This window comes from Thalassovita sp. (assembly GCF_034670005.1).
Lineage (GTDB): Bacteria > Pseudomonadota > Alphaproteobacteria > Rhodobacterales > Rhodobacteraceae > Thalassobius.
Window position 1 is genome coordinate 392,789 of the sequence record NZ_JAXMOH010000002.1, and the last position, 17,765, is coordinate 410,553.

Sequence of the window (17,765 nt, forward strand, 5' to 3'; positions counted from 1 at the left end):
GCCCGTTGGACGGCGCGGTTAGCCCATGTCGATCGTGTAGCTTTCGATCACGGTATTGGCGAGAAGCTTCTCGCACATATCCTTGACCGTGTCTTCGCTGGTACCCTCGGCCAGATCCAGTTCGATCACCTTGCCCTGACGCACGCCTTCGACCCCGTCAAATCCGAGCGACCCCAAGGCATGGCGGACCGCTTCGCCCTGCGGATCCAGAACACCATTTTTCAGCATGACGTGAACGCGAGCTTTCATTTGCGCTTCTCCGGTCTGTGACCGCATCCGGTGCGGTCTTGAGTTTACTCTGGCAGATCAGGCCCGGCAGCTCCGGGCCCGGCTTCAGTTGATCAGGGTCGGCTTGCCCATCGGAGCCGAGGTTTTGGGCATCACACCTAAACGCTTGGCCACTTCGGTATAGGCATCGGTCAGGCTGCCCAGATCGCGGCGGAACACGTCCTTGTCCAGCTTCTGACCGGTTTCGATATCCCACAGACGGCAACTGTCGGGGCTGATTTCATCAGCCACCAGCAGACGCTGAAAATCACCCTCGTACACCCGGCCGATTTCGATCTTGAAATCCACCAGCTTGATTCCGACGCCATACATCACGCCGGACAGGAAATCGTTGACCCGCAGCGCCAGGCTGAGGATATCATCCATGTCCTGTGGGCTGGCCCAGCCAAAGGCCGCGATATGTTCTTCGGTGACCAGCGGGTCGCCCAGCTTGTCATCCTTGTAGCAATACTCGACGATCGGGCGCGGCAGCTGCGTGCCTTCCTCGATCCCCAGACGCTTGGCCATCGACCCGGCGGCGTAATTGCGCACAATCACTTCCAGCGGAATGATTTCGCACGACCGCACCAGCTGTTCGCGCATGTTCAGCCGTTTCAGGAAATGGTTCGGTACGCCGATATTGGTCAGACCCAGCATGAAATATTCTGACAAAAGGTTGTTCAGGACACCTTTGCCTTCGATCGTGGCCTTTTTTTCAGCATTGAACGCAGTGGCGTCATCCTTGAAATACTGCACGATCGTGCCCGGTTCGGGGCCTTCATACAGTGTTTTCGCCTTGCCTTCGTAGATTTTTTTGCGCCGTGCCATGGCCACTCCGTCGATCCCCCGGGGCTGAGTCCCCGGGACTTGCGCCGTCTTAGTGCAATGGCGGCTTTGTCGCAATAGGTCCCTAACTCTTGCACCGGACGGTGATGACAGGCATATGAGGGGCAACACCAACGTCACCAGAGGATCTAGAATGACCACCTTTGACGATCGCGAATCCGCATTCGAAGCCAAATTCGCTCATGATGAAGAAATGATGTTCAAGGCCGAAGCCCGCGCCAACAAGCTGTTGGGCCTGTGGGCGGCCGAAAAGCAGGGCCTGTCGGGCGACGAAGCAGACGCCTATGCCCTGTCCGTCATCAAGGCCGATTTCGAAGAAGCCGGCCACGAAGATGTCGTGCGCAAAGTCGCCGGCGATCTGGAAGGCAAGGTCGAGGCCGACGAAATTCGCGCCAAACGATCCGAAATGCTGGCTCAGGCCAAGGCCGGCCTGATGAAGGAAACCGACTAAGCCGCGCTTTCGGGTCCTGATCAAAGAAAAAACGCGGCGCTGATACGCCGCGTTTTGTCGTTTCCGGCCCTGCTTTTTCGTACTCGCGCCCCGATGATAATGCCCGCCACCTCTGTTTCGGCGCTCCTGCCCCGCAGATTATTCTGGACACTGATATGACCGACGCCCTTTCCCGCCTCCTGCAATCCCGCGACTGGCTGATGGCCGATGGCGCGACCGGGACCAATCTGTTCAATATGGGGCTCAGCTCGGGCGACGCGCCGGAACTGTGGAACGAAGACCACCCTGACCGGATCAGGCAGCTGTACAAATCCGCCGTCGATGCGGGCAGCGATATCTTCCTGACCAATTCCTTTGGTGGCAATGCCTCTCGGCTGAAACTGCACGGGGCGGAAAAGCGCGCCCGCGACCTGTCACGGATCAGCGCCGAACTGGGCCGCGACATCGCCGACGCTGCCGGACGCACCGTTGTGGTGGCCGGGTCCGTCGGGCCCACCGGTGAAATCTTTGCCCCGATGGGCCAGCTGACCCACGCGGTCGCGGTCGAAATTTTCCACGAACAGGCCGAGGGGCTGAAAGAAGGCGGCGCCGACGTGCTGTGGCTGGAAACCATTTCGGCCCCCGAAGAATACAAGGCCGCCGCAGAAGCCTTCGCTCTGGCTGACATGCCCTGGTGCGGCACGATGAGCTTTGACACCGCTGGCCGCACCATGATGGGCGTCACCTCGGCGCAGATGGTCGACATGGTGGAAAAACTGCCCAACCCGCCGATTGCCTTTGGGGCCAATTGCGGCGTTGGCGCGTCCGACCTGCTGCGCACCGTGCTGGGCTTCGTCGCCCAAGGCACCGAGCGGCCGATCATCGCCAAGGGCAATGCCGGCATCCCGAAATATCACGACGGCCATATTCATTACGACGGCACGCCCGAGCTGATGGCCGACTATGCCGTTCTGGCCCGCGATGCAGGTGCCACGATCATCGGCGGCTGTTGCGGCACCATGCCGGACCATCTCGCCGCGATGCACGAAGCGCTTTCCACCCGCCCGCGCGGTCCGCGCCCGACGCTGGAACAGATCACCAACGCGCTTGGTGGTTTTTCCTCGGCCAGTGACGGCACCGGCGCCGACTCCGCCCCGGCCCGCCGCCCCCGCCGTCGGAAAGGCTGACCCGACCCGCGCCCGCAAGGGACAGGGCGCGGCTTCCTCGTTTCGATCAAAACAGGTCCAGCTGATCCCCCGCCCGCTTGGGGGCCCGAAACAGGTCGCAGCGCAATTTTGGTTGTGGCTGGTTCAGCCCGTGCCGCTTCGCCGCCAGATCGAAGCGCCGCGCGATCATCTCTGCATAGACCCCCTCGCCGCGCATCCGGCGGCCCCAGCGCGCATCGTAGTCGTTGCCGCCATGCATTTCGCGCAGCCGCGCCATCACCCGCCCGGCCCGGTCGGGATAATGTTCGGCCAGCCATTGCTGCATCAGCGGTGATACCTCGCGCGGCAATCGCAGCATGATCCAGCTTGCCGCGTTGGCCCCCGCCGCCTTGCCCGCCGCCAGCAAAGCCTCGATCTCATGATCGGTCAGCCCCGGTACGATGGGCGAAGTCATGATCCGGACCGGCACCCCGGCCCGGCTCAGCCGGCGGATCACCTCCAGCCGCCGCTGCGGCGAAGGCACCCGCGGCTCCATCCGCCGTGACAGTCCCCTGTCCAGCGTTGTCACCGAAATCCCCACCCGCACCAATCCATCCCGCGCCATGTCGCTCAGAATATCCACATCACGCTCGATCAGCGTCCCCTTGGTCACGATCCCCACCGGATGGCGGAAATCGCGCAACACCTGCAAACAGGCCCGCGTGATTTCCATATCACGTTCAACCGGCTGATAAGGATCGGTATTGGTCCCGATCGCCAGTGGCGCGACCTTGTAGCCCTTGCGCCGCAATTCCCGCTCCAGCACCTCCGGCGCTTGCGGGCGCGCTACCAGCCGGGTTTCGAAATCCAGCCCCGGCGACAGGCCCAGATAGGCATGGCTGGGCCGGGCGAAACAGTAGATACAGCCATGCTCGCAGCCGCGATAGGGATTGACCGACCGGTCAAACGGCAGATCCGGCGACCGGTTATAGCTGATCACGCTGCGCGGTCGCTCGATGCTCACCTCGGTTTTCAGCTTGGGCAGTTCCTCTGCACCCTCCCAGCCATCGTCAAAGGGCGTGCGCTCGAAGCGTTCGAACCGGTTGACATCATTGCTCAGCGCCGCGCGCCCGGGGCGTCGCGCCGCGTCTATCGGGATCTTGGCATCGCTCTGGATACAGGACATGGCCCACATTAGAACATAACAGGAACATGATGCAAGCCACCCGCCCCGGAGCGGCAAATTCTGTCCACAGGTCGGTTGCGAAACACCGCGTGTCGCAATCCGCCTAGTCAGCCAAAGCGGAATTTCTCAAAGCTGAGACGAAACGAACCGCATCGGCCTTGCCGACCAAACCTCCAGGGAAACGCGCCATGTCCGACCAAGAAGACGACCTCATCCTGTCCGAACTCGATGACGAAGAGCTTGTCCAGCAAATGTTCGACGACCTCTATGACGGTATGCGGGACGAAATCGAAGAATCGGTGAACATCCTGCTGGAGCGCGGCTGGATTCCTTACGACATTCTGACCAAGGCGCTGGTTGGCGGCATGACCATCGTCGGCCATGATTTCCGCGACGGCATCTTGTTCGTTCCCGAAGTGCTGCTGGCGGCCAACGCGATGAAGGGCGGCATGGCGATCCTGAAACCACTGCTGGCCGAAACCGGCGCCCCGCGCATGGGCAAGATGGTGATCGGCACGGTCAAGGGCGATATCCACGATATCGGCAAGAACCTCGTGTCGATGATGATGGAAGGCGCCGGTTTCGAAGTGGTTGATCTGGGCATCAACAACGCGGTCGAAGCCTATCTCGAAGCGCTGGAGGCCGAACAGCCCGATATCCTCGGCATGTCGGCGCTGCTCACCACCACCATGCCGTACATGAAGGTCGTGATCGACACGCTGATCGAACAGGGGCTGCGCGACGATTACATCGTTCTGGTCGGCGGCGCGCCGCTGAACGAAGAATTTGGCAAAGCGATCGGCGCCGATGCCTATTGCCGCGATGCCGCCGTAGCGGTGGAAACCGCCAAGGATTTCATCGCCCGCAAACATAACCTGCTCAGCGCCTGAAACCGGCCCCCGGCCCCGCCATGCAACAGCCCGATGACATCGCCCTGACAAATGAGGGCCTGCCCCCTCAGGGACGGGGCCGGGTATTGCTGATCGCTTGCGGCGCACTGGCGCGGGAAATCCTCGCGCTCAAGGCGCTCAATGGCTGGGATCATATCGACCTGACCTGCCTGCCCGCGATCCTGCACAATCATCCCGAAAAAATCCCGGCCGCTGCCCGCGCCGCCATTGAAAAGAACCGCGCCGATTATGATCGGCTGTTCCTCGTCTATGCCGATTGCGGCACCGGCGGCGCGTTGCAAACCCTCTGCGCCGAAACCGGCATCGACATGATCCCCGGCCCGCATTGCTACAGCTATTTCGAAGGCAACGCCGCTTTCGCCGCCCACGCCGACGAAGAAATCACCGCCTTCTACCTGACCGATTTCCTGACCCGGCAATTCGACGCCTTCGTCTGGCAGCCGCTTGGCCTCGACCGGCATCCCGACCTGCGCGAGATGTATTTCGGAAATTATACCAAACTGGTCTATCTCGCCCAAACCGACGATCCCGGCCTCAGTGCCAGGGCCGAAACCTGCGCCGACCGGCTCGGGCTCGCCTATGAACGCCGCTTCACCGGCTATGGCGATCTCGCCACCGAACTCGCGCGCCTGTCCTGAGCTTTTTCTTGGCTAAAATACCTCGGGGGAGGCGTTGAAAATCGAAGGATTTTCAACGTCGGGGGCAGCGCCCCCACACCGCTTCGCCCTTGGGCGAAGCTAAACCTGCGTGGCGCAGCCACACAGTCAGGTCACGCCGCGGCCGCCTCCGCCGCCACCAAGCGAATCCGCTCGATCATCGCGCGCACCCCGTTCGAGCGCTGCGCCGACAGGTGATCGTGCAGCCCCAGCCGCGCCAGTTCGGCCTGGGCGTCGATCGCTGCGACCTGCGCCACCGGCACCCCGTTATACAGCGCCGCCAGAACCGCGATCAGCCCGCGCACGATCAGCGCATCGCTGTCACCGTCGAAGGAAAACACCTCCGCCTCGATCTTCGGATGCAGCCAGACCTGGCTGGCGCAGCCATCAACCTTGGTCGCGGGCACTTTCAGCGCCTCGTCCAGCGGCTCCATAGCCTTACCCAGCTCGATCACATGGCGATAGCGATCCTCCCAATCCTCCAGGAATTCAAAATCCCCGACAATCTCTTCAAAGGCTTCACTGGCCATGATCCTTGGTCCCCTTGCTGCTCTCTCCCAGTTAGGGCGGGCGGGATCAAAGGTCCAGACCCGCAAGCGTCTTTTCAAGCCCGGCCGGATAGGGTAACCCGGGAACAAAGCAGATGAGGCGTGACGATGCAGAAATCCCTTTCGGTCCTTTTGATCTCGGCGGTCATTCTGACTGGCTGTGGCGACTCCCGCCTCAATCCGAAAAACTGGTTCGGCCGTGGCCGTTCGGTGCCGGTCGCCGAAAGCTCCGCCGACGTCAATCCGCTGATCCCGTCCAAAAGCCGGTTGCGGCGGCGCGATCCCGGCTATCAGGGCCAGTTGGTCGGTGTAATCAAATCTTTGGCGATCGAACAGGTCCCCGGCGGCGCCATCGCCCGGGTCACCGGCGTTTCGGATGTGCAGGGCCCTTACGAGGTCAAGCTGCTGCCGCTCAATGACGGCAAACCGGTCAAAGGCGTGCTGAGCTACGAATTGCGCGCGCTGAGCGCAAGCCGGATCACCGGCGGCACCGAACGCAGCCGCAGCCTGACCGCTGCGGTCTATCTGACCGACCAACAGCTTGGCGGCGTGCGTGAAATACGCATTCAGGGAGCGCGCAACGCGCAATCAAGCCGCCGACGCTGATCCAACATAATTGAAAGCTGGCCTACAGCTTGACGATCCTGACCGAACTGCCCTTGGCGGCCAGCGCAATTTCGCCATCGCACAACCGCAACGCATCGTTGCCGAACACCTCGCGGCGCCAACCGTTCAGCGCGGGCACATCGCGCAGCCCGGCGGCGATCGCATCCAGATCGGCGGCAGGGGCGATCAGCTTTGACGCCACCCCGGCGCTTTCGGTCTTGGACTTCAGCAGCACCCGCAACAGATCGGCAAGCGCCGGGTTCACCTGTAGCTTTTCGCGGCTCAAATCGGGTTTGGGGTAATTGTCCGGCGCACAGTCGATCCCGGCCTTGACGGCGGCCAGAATGCCATCGGCAATCTCGCCCTTGCGGGCATCGCGCAACAACAACCGCGACCGGCCCAGATCCTGCATCGTCGCGGGCTTGGTCGATGCCAGCTCGACCAGCGCATCATCCTTGTAAACCCGGCTGCGCGGCACGTTGCGCGATTGCGCATAATCTTCGCGGAACCGCGCCAGTTCGCGCACCACCGCCAGGAACTTGCCGCTGGTGGTCCGGGTCTTGACCCGTTTCCACGCCTCTTCGGGCTGCACGATATAGGTCGCCGGATCGGTCAGGATACGCAGCTCTTCGTGCACCCATTTATCCCGCCCGGTCTTGTGCAGCTCGGCAGCGAGGTATTCGTAAATCACCCGCAAATGGGTGACATCGGCCACCGCGTATTTCAACTGCGCCTCGGTCAGCGGACGGCGCGACCAGTCAGTGAACCGCGAGGTTTTGTCCAGGCTTTGCTTGGCGATCTTGCGTACCAGCGTCTCATAGCCGACCTGTTCGCCAAAGCCACAGACCATCGCGGCAACCTGGGTGTCGAACAAGGGTTCCGGGAACACGCGATGTTCGATGAAGAAGATTTCCAAATCCTGCCGCGCGGCGTGAAACACCTTGACCACCGATTGATCCCGAAACAGGTCCATCATCGGTTCCAGCGACATCCCCGACGCCAGCGGATCAACCAGAACCGCGTTGTCATCGGTGTCGCCGGGCATCGCCAACTGCACCAGACACAGTTTGGAATAATAGGTCCGTTCACGCAGAAACTCGGTATCGACGGTTACGTAATCATGCTGGCGGGCCTGTTCGCAGAATTGAGCGAGCTCTTCGGTCGTCGTGAGTGTTTTCATCGTGCGCTGTTTTTCGTATTCTTGTTGCGTTTTGTCGCGGTACTGACCCGGTCGCCTAGACATACGCGATTGCGCCGGGGATGCAAACCATCGCCAAAACGCCTTTTGCGTCAGTCCAGAAAGATCGGATCGGTTTCGCCGCGGGCGAAGCGTTCCAGCACCGCCGGGTAAAGCCTGTGTTCCTGCTCCAACACCCGCGCGGCCAGGGTATCGGCGCTGTCACCCGGTTCCACCTTGACCCGCGCCTGCCCCAGAATCGGGCCGTCATCCAGCGCCGCAGTGACCAGATGCACCGAACACCCGGCCTCGGTATCGCCAGCGTCCAGCGCGCGCTGATGGGTGTGCAGCCCTTTGTATTTTGGCAATAGCGACGGGTGGATGTTCAACATCCGCCCTTCCCAGTCGCGCACGAAGCTTTCGGTCAGCACCCGCATGAACCCCGCGAGACAGATGATATCGGGGTTTGCGGCTTTCAGATGGGCCTGCAATTCGGCCTCGAACGCTTCGCGGTCGCCCTTGAACGGGCGATGATCGACGGCAAAGGTGTCGATCCCCATCGCGGCGGCCTTTTTCAACCCGCCTGCCTGCGGATCGTTCGACCCGACCAGAACAGCGCGGGCCGGATGATCGCCGACCATGCTTTCGACCAGCTTGATCATGTTCGACCCGCCGCCCGAAATCAGGATCGCAACGCGTTTGCTCACAACAGAGCCCCGCTATAGCGCACGCCCTCGCCTGCCCCGATGGTCCCCAGCCGCGAAACGGTTTCACCCGCGTCCTGCAACAGCGTGGTCAGCGCCTCGGCTTCGTCCGCCGCGACCACGGCAATCATGCCGATACCGCAATTGAAGGTCTTCAGCAGCTCGGCCTCGGCCATGCCGCCGGTCTGCGCCAGCCATTGGAACACGGGCGGCAGATCCCACGCGTTCAGATCAATTTCGGCTCCCATCCCTTCGGGCAGAACCCGCGGCAGGTTTTCGGTCAGCCCGCCGCCGGTGATATGGGCCAGCGCATGAACGCCGCCCTTACGGATCGCTTCGAGAACCTGCGTCACGTAAAGCCGTGTCGGTGCCAGCAGCGCCTCGCCCAATGTCTGTTCACTGTCCCAAGGACAGGCCGCGTCCCAACCCAGGCCGGACACGTCAACCAGCTTGCGGACCAGAGAATAGCCGTTCGAATGGACCCCGTTCGATCCCAGCCCGAGCAGCACATCGCCCGGCTTCACATCCAAAGGCAGGTCCGCCCCACGTTCCATCGCGCCAACCGCAAACCCGGCAAGATCGAAATCGCCATCGTGATACATGCCCGGCATTTCAGCGGTTTCGCCACCGATCAGGGCGCAGCCAGATTGCGCGCAACCCTCTGCAATGCCCTCGATGATCCGCGCGGCGCTGTCCAGGTCCAGCTTACCCGTGGCGAAATAGTCCAGAAAAAACAACGGCTCGGCGCCCTGACAAACCAAATCGTTGACGCACATCGCCACCAGGTCGATGCCGATCGTATCGACATTTCCGGTATCGATCGCAATCCGCAGCTTGGTGCCAACCCCATCGGTGGCCGCGACCAGGATCGGGTCGTTATACCCTGCCCCTTTCAGATCGAACAGCGCGCCGAAACCGCCCAGGCCGGCCATGACGCCCGACCGCGCCGTGCGCTTGGCGGCGGGCTTGATCCGCTCGACCAATTCGTTTCCTGCATCGATATCCACGCCCGCATCTGCGTAGGTCAGACCGTTCTTACCTTGGCTCATAAGACTATCCCCGGTGAAATTTCGCTCCCGATAGACCATCAGCAGGGCCGTGTCCACGCCCCGTCCACTTCCGGTGCCGTTTGGCGGCGATTTATGTCCGGCCCGTCTTCGGTCCCTCCCGGTCCGAAGCTAATAAGTGTATTTTCGACATATTATTTATTCAGACACCTCTCTTTCGTAGGTATTCCGGGGTATCATTCGTCGGTAAGACTTAAGCGCCGCGCTACCGCTTTCGGCACCTTCTTATCCGCGCTTCCGTCAGTCGAACTGCGCCACCCCCCCTTTAATAACAGGGTTTCCAGATGCATATTTGCATGTGATTACCTAAAAGCCAGACAATTTTTCCTCAAAGATAATCAAATTCATTTTCTCGAATTCAATCTTGAAGCGACAATCTGTCCGGTAAAAACACCCGGAAGGATGTCGTTGGCTTGGAAGATCGCGCAGTGTCGCGGTTTAGTATTCGAAAATTTAAGAGTGAGCACAAATGCCAGATAAAAAACCTCACACAAACGAAACGAGCCAGGGCATCAGCGACCTATCCAAGCAAACAGCCTACAGCGCCTACGAACATCTCAGCTGTCCGATTATGGTCTGCGATCAGGATCTTGTGATCCGTTTTGTGAATAGTGTTGGCTATGACATGTTTGAACGTCTCGAAGACGACATCCAGACAGATTTACCTAACTTCAAAGCGCGCGACATTGTTGGTCAGCCAATCGACGTTTTTCATAAAACACCGACCTATCAGCGGGAACTCATCGCGCGGCTGACCGCGCGGCACGAAGCCAAATTCAAGATCGGTTCCACCTATCTCGGCTTCCATGCCTCGCCCAATTTCCGCGATGACGGCACATTGGACGCAATCGTCGTCGAATGGCAGGACAGGACCGGCGAATTGAGGGCAAAGGACGATCTGGAACGCTTTCTGTCGGAAACCAAGGCGATGGGAACGGCCCATGAAATGGGCAAAATCAATACCTTCGTCGACGCCGCAGAATTCCCCACCGATCTGCAGGAGGTGGCCAGTGCCGTCAATGACATGGTACGGGGCCATATCCACCTGCAGGACCGGCTGATCGCAACCGTTCAGGCCTTCGCCAAGGGCGACTTCGATTACGAACTGGAACGCTTCCCTGGTGAAAAGGCCCAGATCAACGACAGCGTCGATCTGGTCCGCGCGGCCTTCCGAAAGATGAATGATGAAATCCTTCGGGCCTCGCAGGCGATCCAGCAGGGCGACCTGTCGCTGACCATCGACCTCGACAATTTCGAAGGCGAATATCACAATGTCATGCTCTCCTTCGACCAAACCTTTGGCGAACTGGGCAATCTGGTGAACAATCTCAAAACCCAGATCAACGAAGTCACCAAGGCGGCGGAACTGGTGTCTTCGACCTCCTCGACCCTGTCTACCGGGGCACAACACACCTCCTCTGCGATTGATCAGATCTCGTCCAGCTTCGATGAAACCGAAAGCATGGTCCGCGCCACCTCCAGCGCCGCCAACAGCGCGATGACCGTCGCCACCACGGCGAATGAAACCGCCTCGGAGGGACGCGACACCATGGCCCGGATGAAACAGGCGATGGAAGGCATCGACAGCTCGGCCCGGTCGATCAGCTCGATCAACAAGGTGATCGACGAAATCGCGTTTCAGACCAACCTTCTGGCTCTGAATGCCGCGGTCGAGGCGGCGCGCGCCGGTCAGCATGGCCGCGGCTTTGCCGTGGTGGCGCAGGAAGTGCGCAATCTGGCCCAGCGTTCGGCCAAGGCAGCGCGCGAAACCACCGACCTGATCGACAAATCGACCCAAGCCATCACCGAAGGCGTCACCATCACCGATACGATGGACAGCGCCTTCAAGGAACTGTCCGAAGCCTTCGGCGAGGTGCAGTCGCTGGTGAGCGAAATCAATCAGGCGACCCAGGAACAGACCGGTGCGATTGCACATATCAATCTGGCGGTGGGTGAAATTTCGACCAGTGCGGCGAATACCGATACCGAATCCACCTCGCTGGCCGCCAGCGCCGAAGAGCTGTCTTCAAGCGCCAATCACATGCTCAGTCAGCTGGCCCGGTTCAAGCTGCGCGCAAGCACCAGCATGGCCGCCCGGCCCGGCATGCCCGATCTCGACAGCCTGCCCCCCGAGGTCGCAGCCAAGTTTAAGGCGTATCTGGAACAGAATCCGGCAGCGAATAAGATCGCAGCCGAATAGCGGATGGGCGGGCTTTCCCATCGGCAAAGGCGGCCCTTCGGGGCCGCCTTTTTTTGGCCGGGTGCCCTCTCCAGCCTGACCCGCTGTCATGAACGGGCGGAACGGTCGGCTGTTTTCACCAGCAAGCAGGATCGGCAGAAACCAATCGCGCTGTCTGGCCGGTCGTCGTTGTCGTATCGGTGTATACAGAAAGGTGCCGAAACCGGCGCAAGCTCCTGAAATCGTTTGTAATTTCTGCGTCAGACTGGCAAGCCTGATGCGGGTCCGCAAAGGGTTCATCACACCAAAGGTCGTAAAGACCGTTCTGGCCCCGGTAATCACGCCTGCTGCAGACACGCCCGATCAGACGTAAACGCCACCCGAGACCAGATCGACGTCGGCATTGAGGGCATCCTCAAGGCACCCAAGGCTTCGCATTGCCCCCTGAATGGCATGGCCGAACATGCCTGAGACATCGCCCAAAGCTCGATTGGCGACCCCAGCCCCCTTGACTACCGACACTGAAAAGTCACGCAACCTTGTCCCGCCTGCGCCCACTCGGCGAAAAACAGTGTTTGCGATGAAGAAATAAAAAGCCCTCAAGTCTCAGGGACTTAAGGGCATTTTATGGCTCCGGCGGTAGGGATCGAACCTACGACCAATTGATTAACAGTCAACTGCTCTACCGCTGAGCTACGCCGGAACATGTCGCGCTGTATAGCTAGGGGATTTTCCCGCGTCCAGAGGGTTTTGTCACATTTTTGCGAAAAAATTCTCAGCCCTGCCCGACGCGTTCGAACCGCGCATCCGCAGCAAGTTCTCCTATCGGCGAAACGGCGTTTTTACCCACCAGATCAATGAGATGGGCCAATACGTTGCGCGTAGCCGCAGGCAGCAGCGCCGGCGGCGTATCGGTGTAGATGCGCCGCGCCAGACCCTCGGCGGTGTCGGCCTGTTCGGCCAATGCCGACAGGATTTGCGCCTCGCGGCCGCGGCGATGGTCCAACAGCCAGTCCAGCCGCGCCTGCGGCTCGGTGACCGGGGCACCGTGACCGGGAAAAAACACCCGCGCGCCGAGCGCCTGCAGCTTTTCGCACGATGCCATGAAATCGGTCAGATCGCCATCGGGCGGCGAAACCAGAGAGGTGGCCCAGCCCATCACCAGATCGCCGGTCAACACCGCGTCGCCGAAGCGGAAACACAGATGGTTGCCGTAATGCCCCGGCGTCCACAGGGCGGTCAGCTGCCAATCCGCCCCTTCGATCACGTCGCCATCGGCGATCAGATGGTCGGGCCGAAACGCCAGATCGGGGCTTTCGCCACCGCCCAGCATCCCGGTTGCGGCCAGTCTGCGCATCACCGCGCTGCGCCCGGCATGGGTATCGCCATAGCCCCAGATCGGCGCGCCGGTCCGCTCTGACAACGCCCGCGACAGCGGCGAATGGTCCAGATGAGTATGGGTGACAAGGATATGGCTGATCCGCGCGCCCGGCCCTACCGCCGCCAGAATCGACTCCAGATGGGCATCAATTTCGGGACCGGGATCAATCACCGCGATTTCATCAGTGCCCAGCAGATAGGTATTGGTGCCGCGATAGGTCATCGGCGACGGGTTCGGCGCCACGATCCGGCGCAGGCCCGGGGCCAGAGTTTCGGCAACGCCAATAGGGGGATCGAAATCATCGGGCGCTTGCATGGGGCTTCCTTCCTGCTGCCCGCGCCGCTAGGCTCCGGGCATGAATTTTCATCTGAATTTCCGTTGGCTCAAACGCTATGTCCCGCGCGGCCTGTATTCAAGGGCCGCACTGATCCTGATCCTGCCGGTTGTCACTTTGCAACTGGTGGTCTCGGTTGTGTTCATCCAACGCCATTTCGAAGGGGTGACACAGCAGATGACCCGCGCCGCCGCGCGCGAGGTGCAACTGCTGATCGACCGGCTGCCCGGGCCCGACGACGCGCTGCCCCCCGAGCTGACGGCGTTGGCCCGGGCGCTGGAAATCGACGTCACCCGCGTTGCGCCCGCCGATATCCCCGGCAGAAGTCTCAGACGCTGGTACGACCTGACCGGGGTCATCGTCGATGCCTCGCTGCGTGAAAACCTGTCCGACATCCGCCGGATCACTCTGCCTGACGATTATAACGTCCGTGTCTATGTCGCGACCCCGGCCGGTCTGATTGCATTTCATTTCGACCGCCGCCGGGTTTCGGCCACCCAGCCGCACCAATTATTCGTCAATATGGTGTTTTTCGGCGCGCTGATGACGGTGATCGCATTTTTCTACCTGCGCAATCAGCTGCGCCCGATCAAGCGGTTGGCCGAAGCGGCCGAAGCTTTCGGCAAGGGCCGCACCGTGCCCTACCGGCCTTCCGGTGCGCTGGAGGTGCGCGCCGCAGGCAACGCCTTTCTCGACATGCGGGCGCGGATCGAGCGGCAAATCGAACAACGCACCCTGCTGCTGTCGGGGGTCAGCCATGACCTGCGCACGCCGCTGACCCGGCTGAAACTCGGCCTGTCGATGCTCGACAGCGAAGATTCCAAGGACATGCTGCACGATGTCGACGACATGCAACGGATGCTGGACGGCTTTTTGTCCTTCACCCGCGGCGCTGGCGATGTCGCCGCAGAAAGCACCGATCCCTTCGATCTGGTCGAACGGATCATCCACGACTGCCAGCGCACCGATATCCCGGTCACGCTGGATCGGGCAGAAGGTGCCGATCAGGGCCGGGTGATGCTGCGCCCGCTGGCGATCCGCCGGGCGGTGACCAACCTGATCGACAACGCGGTGCGCTACGGCACCCGCGCCGAGGTGTCGATCCTGCTGACCGAGAAATCTTTGCGGATAAGGATCGAAGACGACGGCCCCGGCATTCCTGCGGATCGGCGCGGCGATGCGGTCAAACCCTTCACCCGGCTTGACAGCGCCCGCAATCAGAACCGCGCCAGCGGCGTCGGGCTGGGCCTTGCCATCGCAGCCGATATCGCGCGCGCGCATGGCGGGTCTCTGCGACTGGACAAAAGCGAAAAACTGGGCGGCCTGCGGGCCGATATCGTCATCGGGCGCTGACCCGCCCCCCTGCCCGCGACCTGCGGCAGACCAGGTCGGGTTAACTCAGCCGGGCGCGCATCAACCCCAGGGTATCCGCCGTCAGCCTGAGCAGCGGTTCCGCCAGGGCCCTGCCCTTGGCGGCGTCCTGATCATCGGCGGCATGGGTCATGCCCTGCAACACCGAATGCACTTCGGCCGCGCCAATCACCGCAGCCCCGCCTGCACAACGATGTGCCTCGGCACGGGCGGTGGCGAAATCATTGGCATCAAGAGCTGCCGTATAGGCGGGAAACACCGCTTCGGCATCTCTTTCGAACTGATCAAGATAGCTGCCCAGGGATTCGGCATCGAGCATGTCGAGCAAACCATTGAAAACATCCTGATCAATCATCTTCTCCATATCCACCTCCGGCTCTGTGGGGTCGTGGTCCTCTTTCGCCGCGCCGTCATCTGCTGTTGGCGCCATTGCGTACAAATCATCGAACAACTGGTCCAGCGTGCTCATCCGCAACGGCTTGGTCAGCACCCGATCCATGCCAGATTCAAGGAATTCCTTCAAATGTTCGGGCTGCGAATGGGCGGTCACCGCGACGATCGGAGCGTTTTTGCTTTTGCCGAACTGGCGCAGCATCCGGGTCGCCCCGACACCATCCAGTTTGGGCATGCTGACATCCATCAGGATCAGATCATAGGCCGTGTCACGCCCCATCGACACGCCTTCCAGACCATCTACCGCCTCGGTCACGCTGTGTCCCTTGGAATGAAGCATATCGACCAGCATACGCCGGTTTATCTCATTATCCTCGACGACTAGAATATCCATTAGGGGTGATTTCTCTTGGTCTTTGACGTTTCGTCGCTTCAGTGTCGTAACGGTGTCGGCGGTACACTCCACTTTAGGCCACTCGACTTCAAGCGTAAATGCACTGCCTTTGCCCGGCGTACTGTCCACCGAGATCTTTGCGTTCATTAATTCGGCTGAATGCTGGACGATGCTCAATCCCAGACCAGTCCCCGAATTGAAATGGGAATAAGACCCCCGGATGGTTTCGAAATTCTTGAAAATCCGCTCCAGATCTTCTGGCAGGATACCGATTCCGGTATCGATCACGCTGGCGCGGAGAGCGATATTGCCGTTTTCCAGCGCCTCTGCGGTCAGCGCCACCTTGATTTCCCCATCACTGGTGAACTTGAGCGCATTGGACAACAGGTTTTGCATGATCTGCTGAAACAGCACCTCTGCGCCCTCGACCTGCAATGTATCCGGCACATCGGTTTCCAGGCGCAGGGTATTACGGTTCAGCCGCGCCCGCGATTCGGCCCGCGAAACCAGCTTTTGCAGCACGATCACAGGCGCAAACGGTTCCAGTTCAACCCGCGTTGCGGCCATATGATCGAGCCGGGTCAGTTCCAGCACGTTTTGCACCTGTTCCAGTGCATCGTCGCCGCAGCGTTCTATGATCTCGGCCAATTCCATCTGTCGTGCGTTCAACTGTGTCGTTTCCCGCATCAGGTCCAGACTGGCCAGCACCCCGTTCAACGGCGTACGCATTTCATGGCTCATCGCCGACAGGAACCGCGATTTGGCCTGTTCGGCCTGCAAAGCCTCATTACGCGCCTGCATCAAATTCGCTTCCCGTTCCGCCTGCGCGGTCAGATCGCGAATCGACGCGATCAGCATCGCTTCGTCGCCGTCGCCATGCAGGATGCCGAACCCGACCTCGATCGGAAAGCTCTTGCCGTCGGGCTTCTTGCCCTTCATGTCCAGCCGCCCACCCTCCTTGAACCATTTCGGCGGTGCCTTGATCCAGGTGGAAACGCGGTCCAGAATTTCTTCGTCGGGCAATTCACTGGACACGAAATCGGTAAACGGACGCCCCAGCGCCTCTTTCTGATCCAGACCGAACATCTTTTCCGCCGCGGTACTGAAGGACACGACGACACCCCTGGCGTTCAGCATCAGTGACGCATCGCGCGACGCTTCAACCGCAGTACTCAGATTGGCGACAGCATGCATAATGATCTTGTTCTTCTGCCGCAGCTTCAACAACAGCGATCCGTCCAGAATGATCACCCCGACCATGAAAACCATGATCGTCGCTACGGCGAAGGCAAGTTGCGACAGGCCCCGAAACAACGCCTCGTTATTGGCCTCGATGCGGCTTTGAACCACTTTCAAATACTCGGTAACCGCGATCCCTCTGGCCCGGCTCAACTGGTCAATGGCCACGATCATGGCCCCCAGTCGGGGTACGATCCCGGCATCCGATAGCTTCATAACAGGATGTAATTGTTCTAAAAATTCAATCTGCGCCGTGATTAGCCGCTCCAGCGGCCTGTCATCCGGCTGCGTCCGGCCCTTCCAGGTCGCATGGGCGTCTTCGATCTGGCGGCGGACGTTGGTAAATTCCTCGCGCAGATCCGCGAAAACGGCATCGCCCGGTGCGGACATTATGGCCAGCTCGGACAGGTCGTGTAGCCGGGTCAGATCAATTTCGATTTCGGAAACGACCACGCCCTGATAGCGGGTCTGGTCATGGCGCTGCTCCAGAATATCGGCGATGCGCCACAAGGTGTTCACCAAGAACACCACAGCAATCAACAGGGAACAAGCCAACCCAACCCAGGCGGCCCATACCCATTTCTTGCCTTTTCGCTCAAGGGTACGGGATTCCCCGAACATTCAGTTCCTCTTTTTTACAACGGCTCCGGCAACACGGCCCCCCCTGATGGTGACCGGATGCAAAATTTCACCGCCCAATTCCGAAATGAATCGCCTTAGATACACCTTTCCTCACAAATCCCGGCATGACCGGGTGTCACTTCAGGGATGATGACCCTAGACGCGCCACCGTTCCGGATACGGGTAAACGCATTGCGAACTCTCATTCCCCATGCACGGAACAGCAACGGGGCGCATTCACCGTCCACTCAACAAGACATTGTTTCCCAGAATGACAAAATGTTACGCCAATTCAAGAACCAAATCAGCC

General features: G+C 60.4%; 17 protein-coding genes and 1 tRNA gene. 7 read left to right on the plus strand and 11 right to left on the minus strand.

All coding sequences use genetic code 11. From position 1 onward, the window contains the following. Positions 1-18 precede the first annotated feature (18 nt). Both purS and purC read right to left on the minus strand, forming a co-directional pair. Entirely contained in the window at positions 19-249 is a 231-nt protein-coding gene (gene purS, locus VOI23_RS05795; RefSeq protein ID WP_323782895.1) for a phosphoribosylformylglycinamidine synthase subunit PurS, read from the minus strand. An 84-nt stretch (positions 250-333) separates the two neighbouring features. Continuing rightward, on the minus strand, positions 334-1,095 hold the full coding sequence (gene purC, locus VOI23_RS05800) for a phosphoribosylaminoimidazolesuccinocarboxamide synthase (protein WP_323782898.1): 762 nt from the start codon (positions 1,093-1,095) through the stop codon (positions 334-336). Between the two features lie 151 nt (positions 1,096-1,246). Here purC and VOI23_RS05805 point away from each other — a divergent pair, with 151 nt between their 5' ends. After that, the gene (locus tag VOI23_RS05805; RefSeq protein WP_323782901.1) at positions 1,247-1,564 is read left to right on the plus strand and encodes a DUF1476 domain-containing protein; all 318 of its coding nucleotides are present in this window, start codon (positions 1,247-1,249) and stop codon (positions 1,562-1,564) included. A gap of 155 nt (positions 1,565-1,719) precedes the next feature. Then, a complete protein-coding gene (gene bmt / locus VOI23_RS05810; RefSeq protein WP_323782904.1) occupies positions 1,720-2,730 on the plus strand; it encodes a betaine--homocysteine S-methyltransferase in 1,011 nt (336 codons plus the stop codon). Positions 2,731-2,776: 46 nt separating this feature from the next. On the opposite strand, the gene VOI23_RS05815 is transcribed toward bmt, so the two are convergent. After that, the gene (locus VOI23_RS05815; RefSeq protein WP_323782907.1) at positions 2,777-3,874 is read right to left on the minus strand and encodes a PA0069 family radical SAM protein; all 1,098 of its coding nucleotides are present in this window, start codon (positions 3,872-3,874) and stop codon (positions 2,777-2,779) included. A gap of 188 nt (positions 3,875-4,062) precedes the next feature. Between VOI23_RS05815 and VOI23_RS05820 the strand changes: the two genes are divergently transcribed. Further along, positions 4,063-4,764, plus strand: a complete 702-nt coding sequence (locus tag VOI23_RS05820; protein ID WP_323782909.1) for a B12-binding domain-containing protein — start codon at positions 4,063-4,065, stop codon at positions 4,762-4,764. Between the two features lie 20 nt (positions 4,765-4,784). After that, entirely contained in the window at positions 4,785-5,423 is a 639-nt protein-coding gene (locus VOI23_RS05825) for a DUF1638 domain-containing protein (protein WP_323782912.1), read from the plus strand. Between the two features lie 131 nt (positions 5,424-5,554). Here VOI23_RS05825 and VOI23_RS05830 read toward each other — a convergent pair whose 3' ends face one another. Then, positions 5,555-5,971 carry a SufE family protein gene (locus VOI23_RS05830; RefSeq protein WP_323782916.1) on the minus strand — a complete coding sequence of 139 codons (417 nt, stop codon included), beginning with the start codon at positions 5,969-5,971 and terminating at the stop codon, positions 5,555-5,557. Between the two features lie 126 nt (positions 5,972-6,097). Here VOI23_RS05830 and VOI23_RS05835 point away from each other — a divergent pair, with 126 nt between their 5' ends. After that, the gene (locus VOI23_RS05835) at positions 6,098-6,595 is read left to right on the plus strand and encodes a hypothetical protein (protein ID WP_323782919.1); all 498 of its coding nucleotides are present in this window, start codon (positions 6,098-6,100) and stop codon (positions 6,593-6,595) included. Positions 6,596-6,617: 22 nt separating this feature from the next. On the opposite strand, the gene rnd is transcribed toward VOI23_RS05835, so the two are convergent. The 3 genes from rnd to purM all read right to left on the minus strand — a co-directional run bounded on the left by rnd (position 6,618) and on the right by purM (position 9,525). Next, positions 6,618-7,775, minus strand: a complete 1,158-nt coding sequence (rnd, locus tag VOI23_RS05840) for a ribonuclease D (protein WP_323782922.1) — start codon at positions 7,773-7,775, stop codon at positions 6,618-6,620. 110 nt (positions 7,776-7,885) lie between these two features. Further along, positions 7,886-8,479 (minus strand): phosphoribosylglycinamide formyltransferase, encoded by a 594-nt coding sequence (purN, locus tag VOI23_RS05845; RefSeq protein WP_323782925.1) that lies wholly within the window; start codon positions 8,477-8,479, stop codon positions 7,886-7,888. Beyond that, complete coding sequence (gene purM, locus VOI23_RS05850) at positions 8,476-9,525, minus strand: phosphoribosylformylglycinamidine cyclo-ligase (RefSeq protein WP_323782928.1); 1,050 nt, start codon at positions 9,523-9,525, stop codon at positions 8,476-8,478. The genes purN and purM overlap by 4 nt, the downstream gene beginning before the upstream one ends. Positions 9,526-10,012: 487 nt before the next feature. Between purM and VOI23_RS05855 the strand changes: the two genes are divergently transcribed. Then, complete coding sequence (locus VOI23_RS05855; RefSeq protein ID WP_323782931.1) at positions 10,013-11,743, plus strand: methyl-accepting chemotaxis protein; 1,731 nt, start codon at positions 10,013-10,015, stop codon at positions 11,741-11,743. Positions 11,744-12,085: 342 nt separating this feature from the next. Here the strand turns inward: VOI23_RS05855 and VOI23_RS05860 are convergent, their stop codons facing one another. From VOI23_RS05860 to VOI23_RS05870, 3 genes are all read right to left on the minus strand, one after another. After that, positions 12,086-12,259, minus strand: a complete 174-nt coding sequence (locus VOI23_RS05860; protein ID WP_323782934.1) for a hypothetical protein — start codon at positions 12,257-12,259, stop codon at positions 12,086-12,088. Positions 12,260-12,350: 91 nt separating this feature from the next. Further along, positions 12,351-12,425 (minus strand) — tRNA-Asn (locus tag VOI23_RS05865). A gap of 72 nt (positions 12,426-12,497) precedes the next feature. Then, on the minus strand, positions 12,498-13,418 hold the full coding sequence (locus VOI23_RS05870) for an MBL fold metallo-hydrolase (RefSeq protein ID WP_323782937.1): 921 nt from the start codon (positions 13,416-13,418) through the stop codon (positions 12,498-12,500). A 52-nt stretch (positions 13,419-13,470) separates the two neighbouring features. On the opposite strand from VOI23_RS05870, the gene VOI23_RS05875 reads away from it, so the two are divergent. Then, positions 13,471-14,790: an ATP-binding protein gene (locus tag VOI23_RS05875; protein WP_323783704.1), complete on the plus strand. Its 1,320-nt coding sequence runs from the start codon at positions 13,471-13,473 to the stop codon at positions 14,788-14,790. Between the two features lie 40 nt (positions 14,791-14,830). On the opposite strand, the gene VOI23_RS05880 is transcribed toward VOI23_RS05875, so the two are convergent. Continuing rightward, positions 14,831-17,455 carry a hybrid sensor histidine kinase/response regulator gene (locus VOI23_RS05880; protein WP_323782940.1) on the minus strand — a complete coding sequence of 875 codons (2,625 nt, stop codon included), beginning with the start codon at positions 17,453-17,455 and terminating at the stop codon, positions 14,831-14,833. Positions 17,456-17,765: the final 310 nt, after the last annotated feature.

Coding starts and splice junctions, on each gene's coding strand:
- purS (WP_323782895.1), bottom strand. CDS start 249: ATGAAAGCTCGCGTTCACGTCATGCTGAAAAATGGTGTTCTGGATCCG.
- purC (WP_323782898.1), bottom strand. CDS start 1,095: ATGGCACGGCGCAAAAAAATCTACGAAGGCAAGGCGAAAACACTGTAT.
- VOI23_RS05805 (WP_323782901.1), top strand. CDS start 1,247: ATGACCACCTTTGACGATCGCGAATCCGCATTCGAAGCCAAATTCGCT.
- bmt (WP_323782904.1), top strand. CDS start 1,720: ATGACCGACGCCCTTTCCCGCCTCCTGCAATCCCGCGACTGGCTGATG.
- VOI23_RS05815 (WP_323782907.1), bottom strand. CDS start 3,874: ATGTCCTGTATCCAGAGCGATGCCAAGATCCCGATAGACGCGGCGCGA.
- VOI23_RS05820 (WP_323782909.1), top strand. CDS start 4,063: ATGTCCGACCAAGAAGACGACCTCATCCTGTCCGAACTCGATGACGAA.
- VOI23_RS05825 (WP_323782912.1), top strand. CDS start 4,785: ATGCAACAGCCCGATGACATCGCCCTGACAAATGAGGGCCTGCCCCCT.
- VOI23_RS05830 (WP_323782916.1), bottom strand. CDS start 5,971: ATGGCCAGTGAAGCCTTTGAAGAGATTGTCGGGGATTTTGAATTCCTG.
- VOI23_RS05835 (WP_323782919.1), top strand. CDS start 6,098: ATGCAGAAATCCCTTTCGGTCCTTTTGATCTCGGCGGTCATTCTGACT.
- rnd (WP_323782922.1), bottom strand. CDS start 7,775: ATGAAAACACTCACGACGACCGAAGAGCTCGCTCAATTCTGCGAACAG.
- purM (WP_323782928.1), bottom strand. CDS start 9,525: ATGAGCCAAGGTAAGAACGGTCTGACCTACGCAGATGCGGGCGTGGAT.
- VOI23_RS05855 (WP_323782931.1), top strand. CDS start 10,013: ATGCCAGATAAAAAACCTCACACAAACGAAACGAGCCAGGGCATCAGC.
- VOI23_RS05870 (WP_323782937.1), bottom strand. CDS start 13,418: ATGCAAGCGCCCGATGATTTCGATCCCCCTATTGGCGTTGCCGAAACT.
- VOI23_RS05880 (WP_323782940.1), bottom strand. CDS start 17,455: ATGTTCGGGGAATCCCGTACCCTTGAGCGAAAAGGCAAGAAATGGGTA.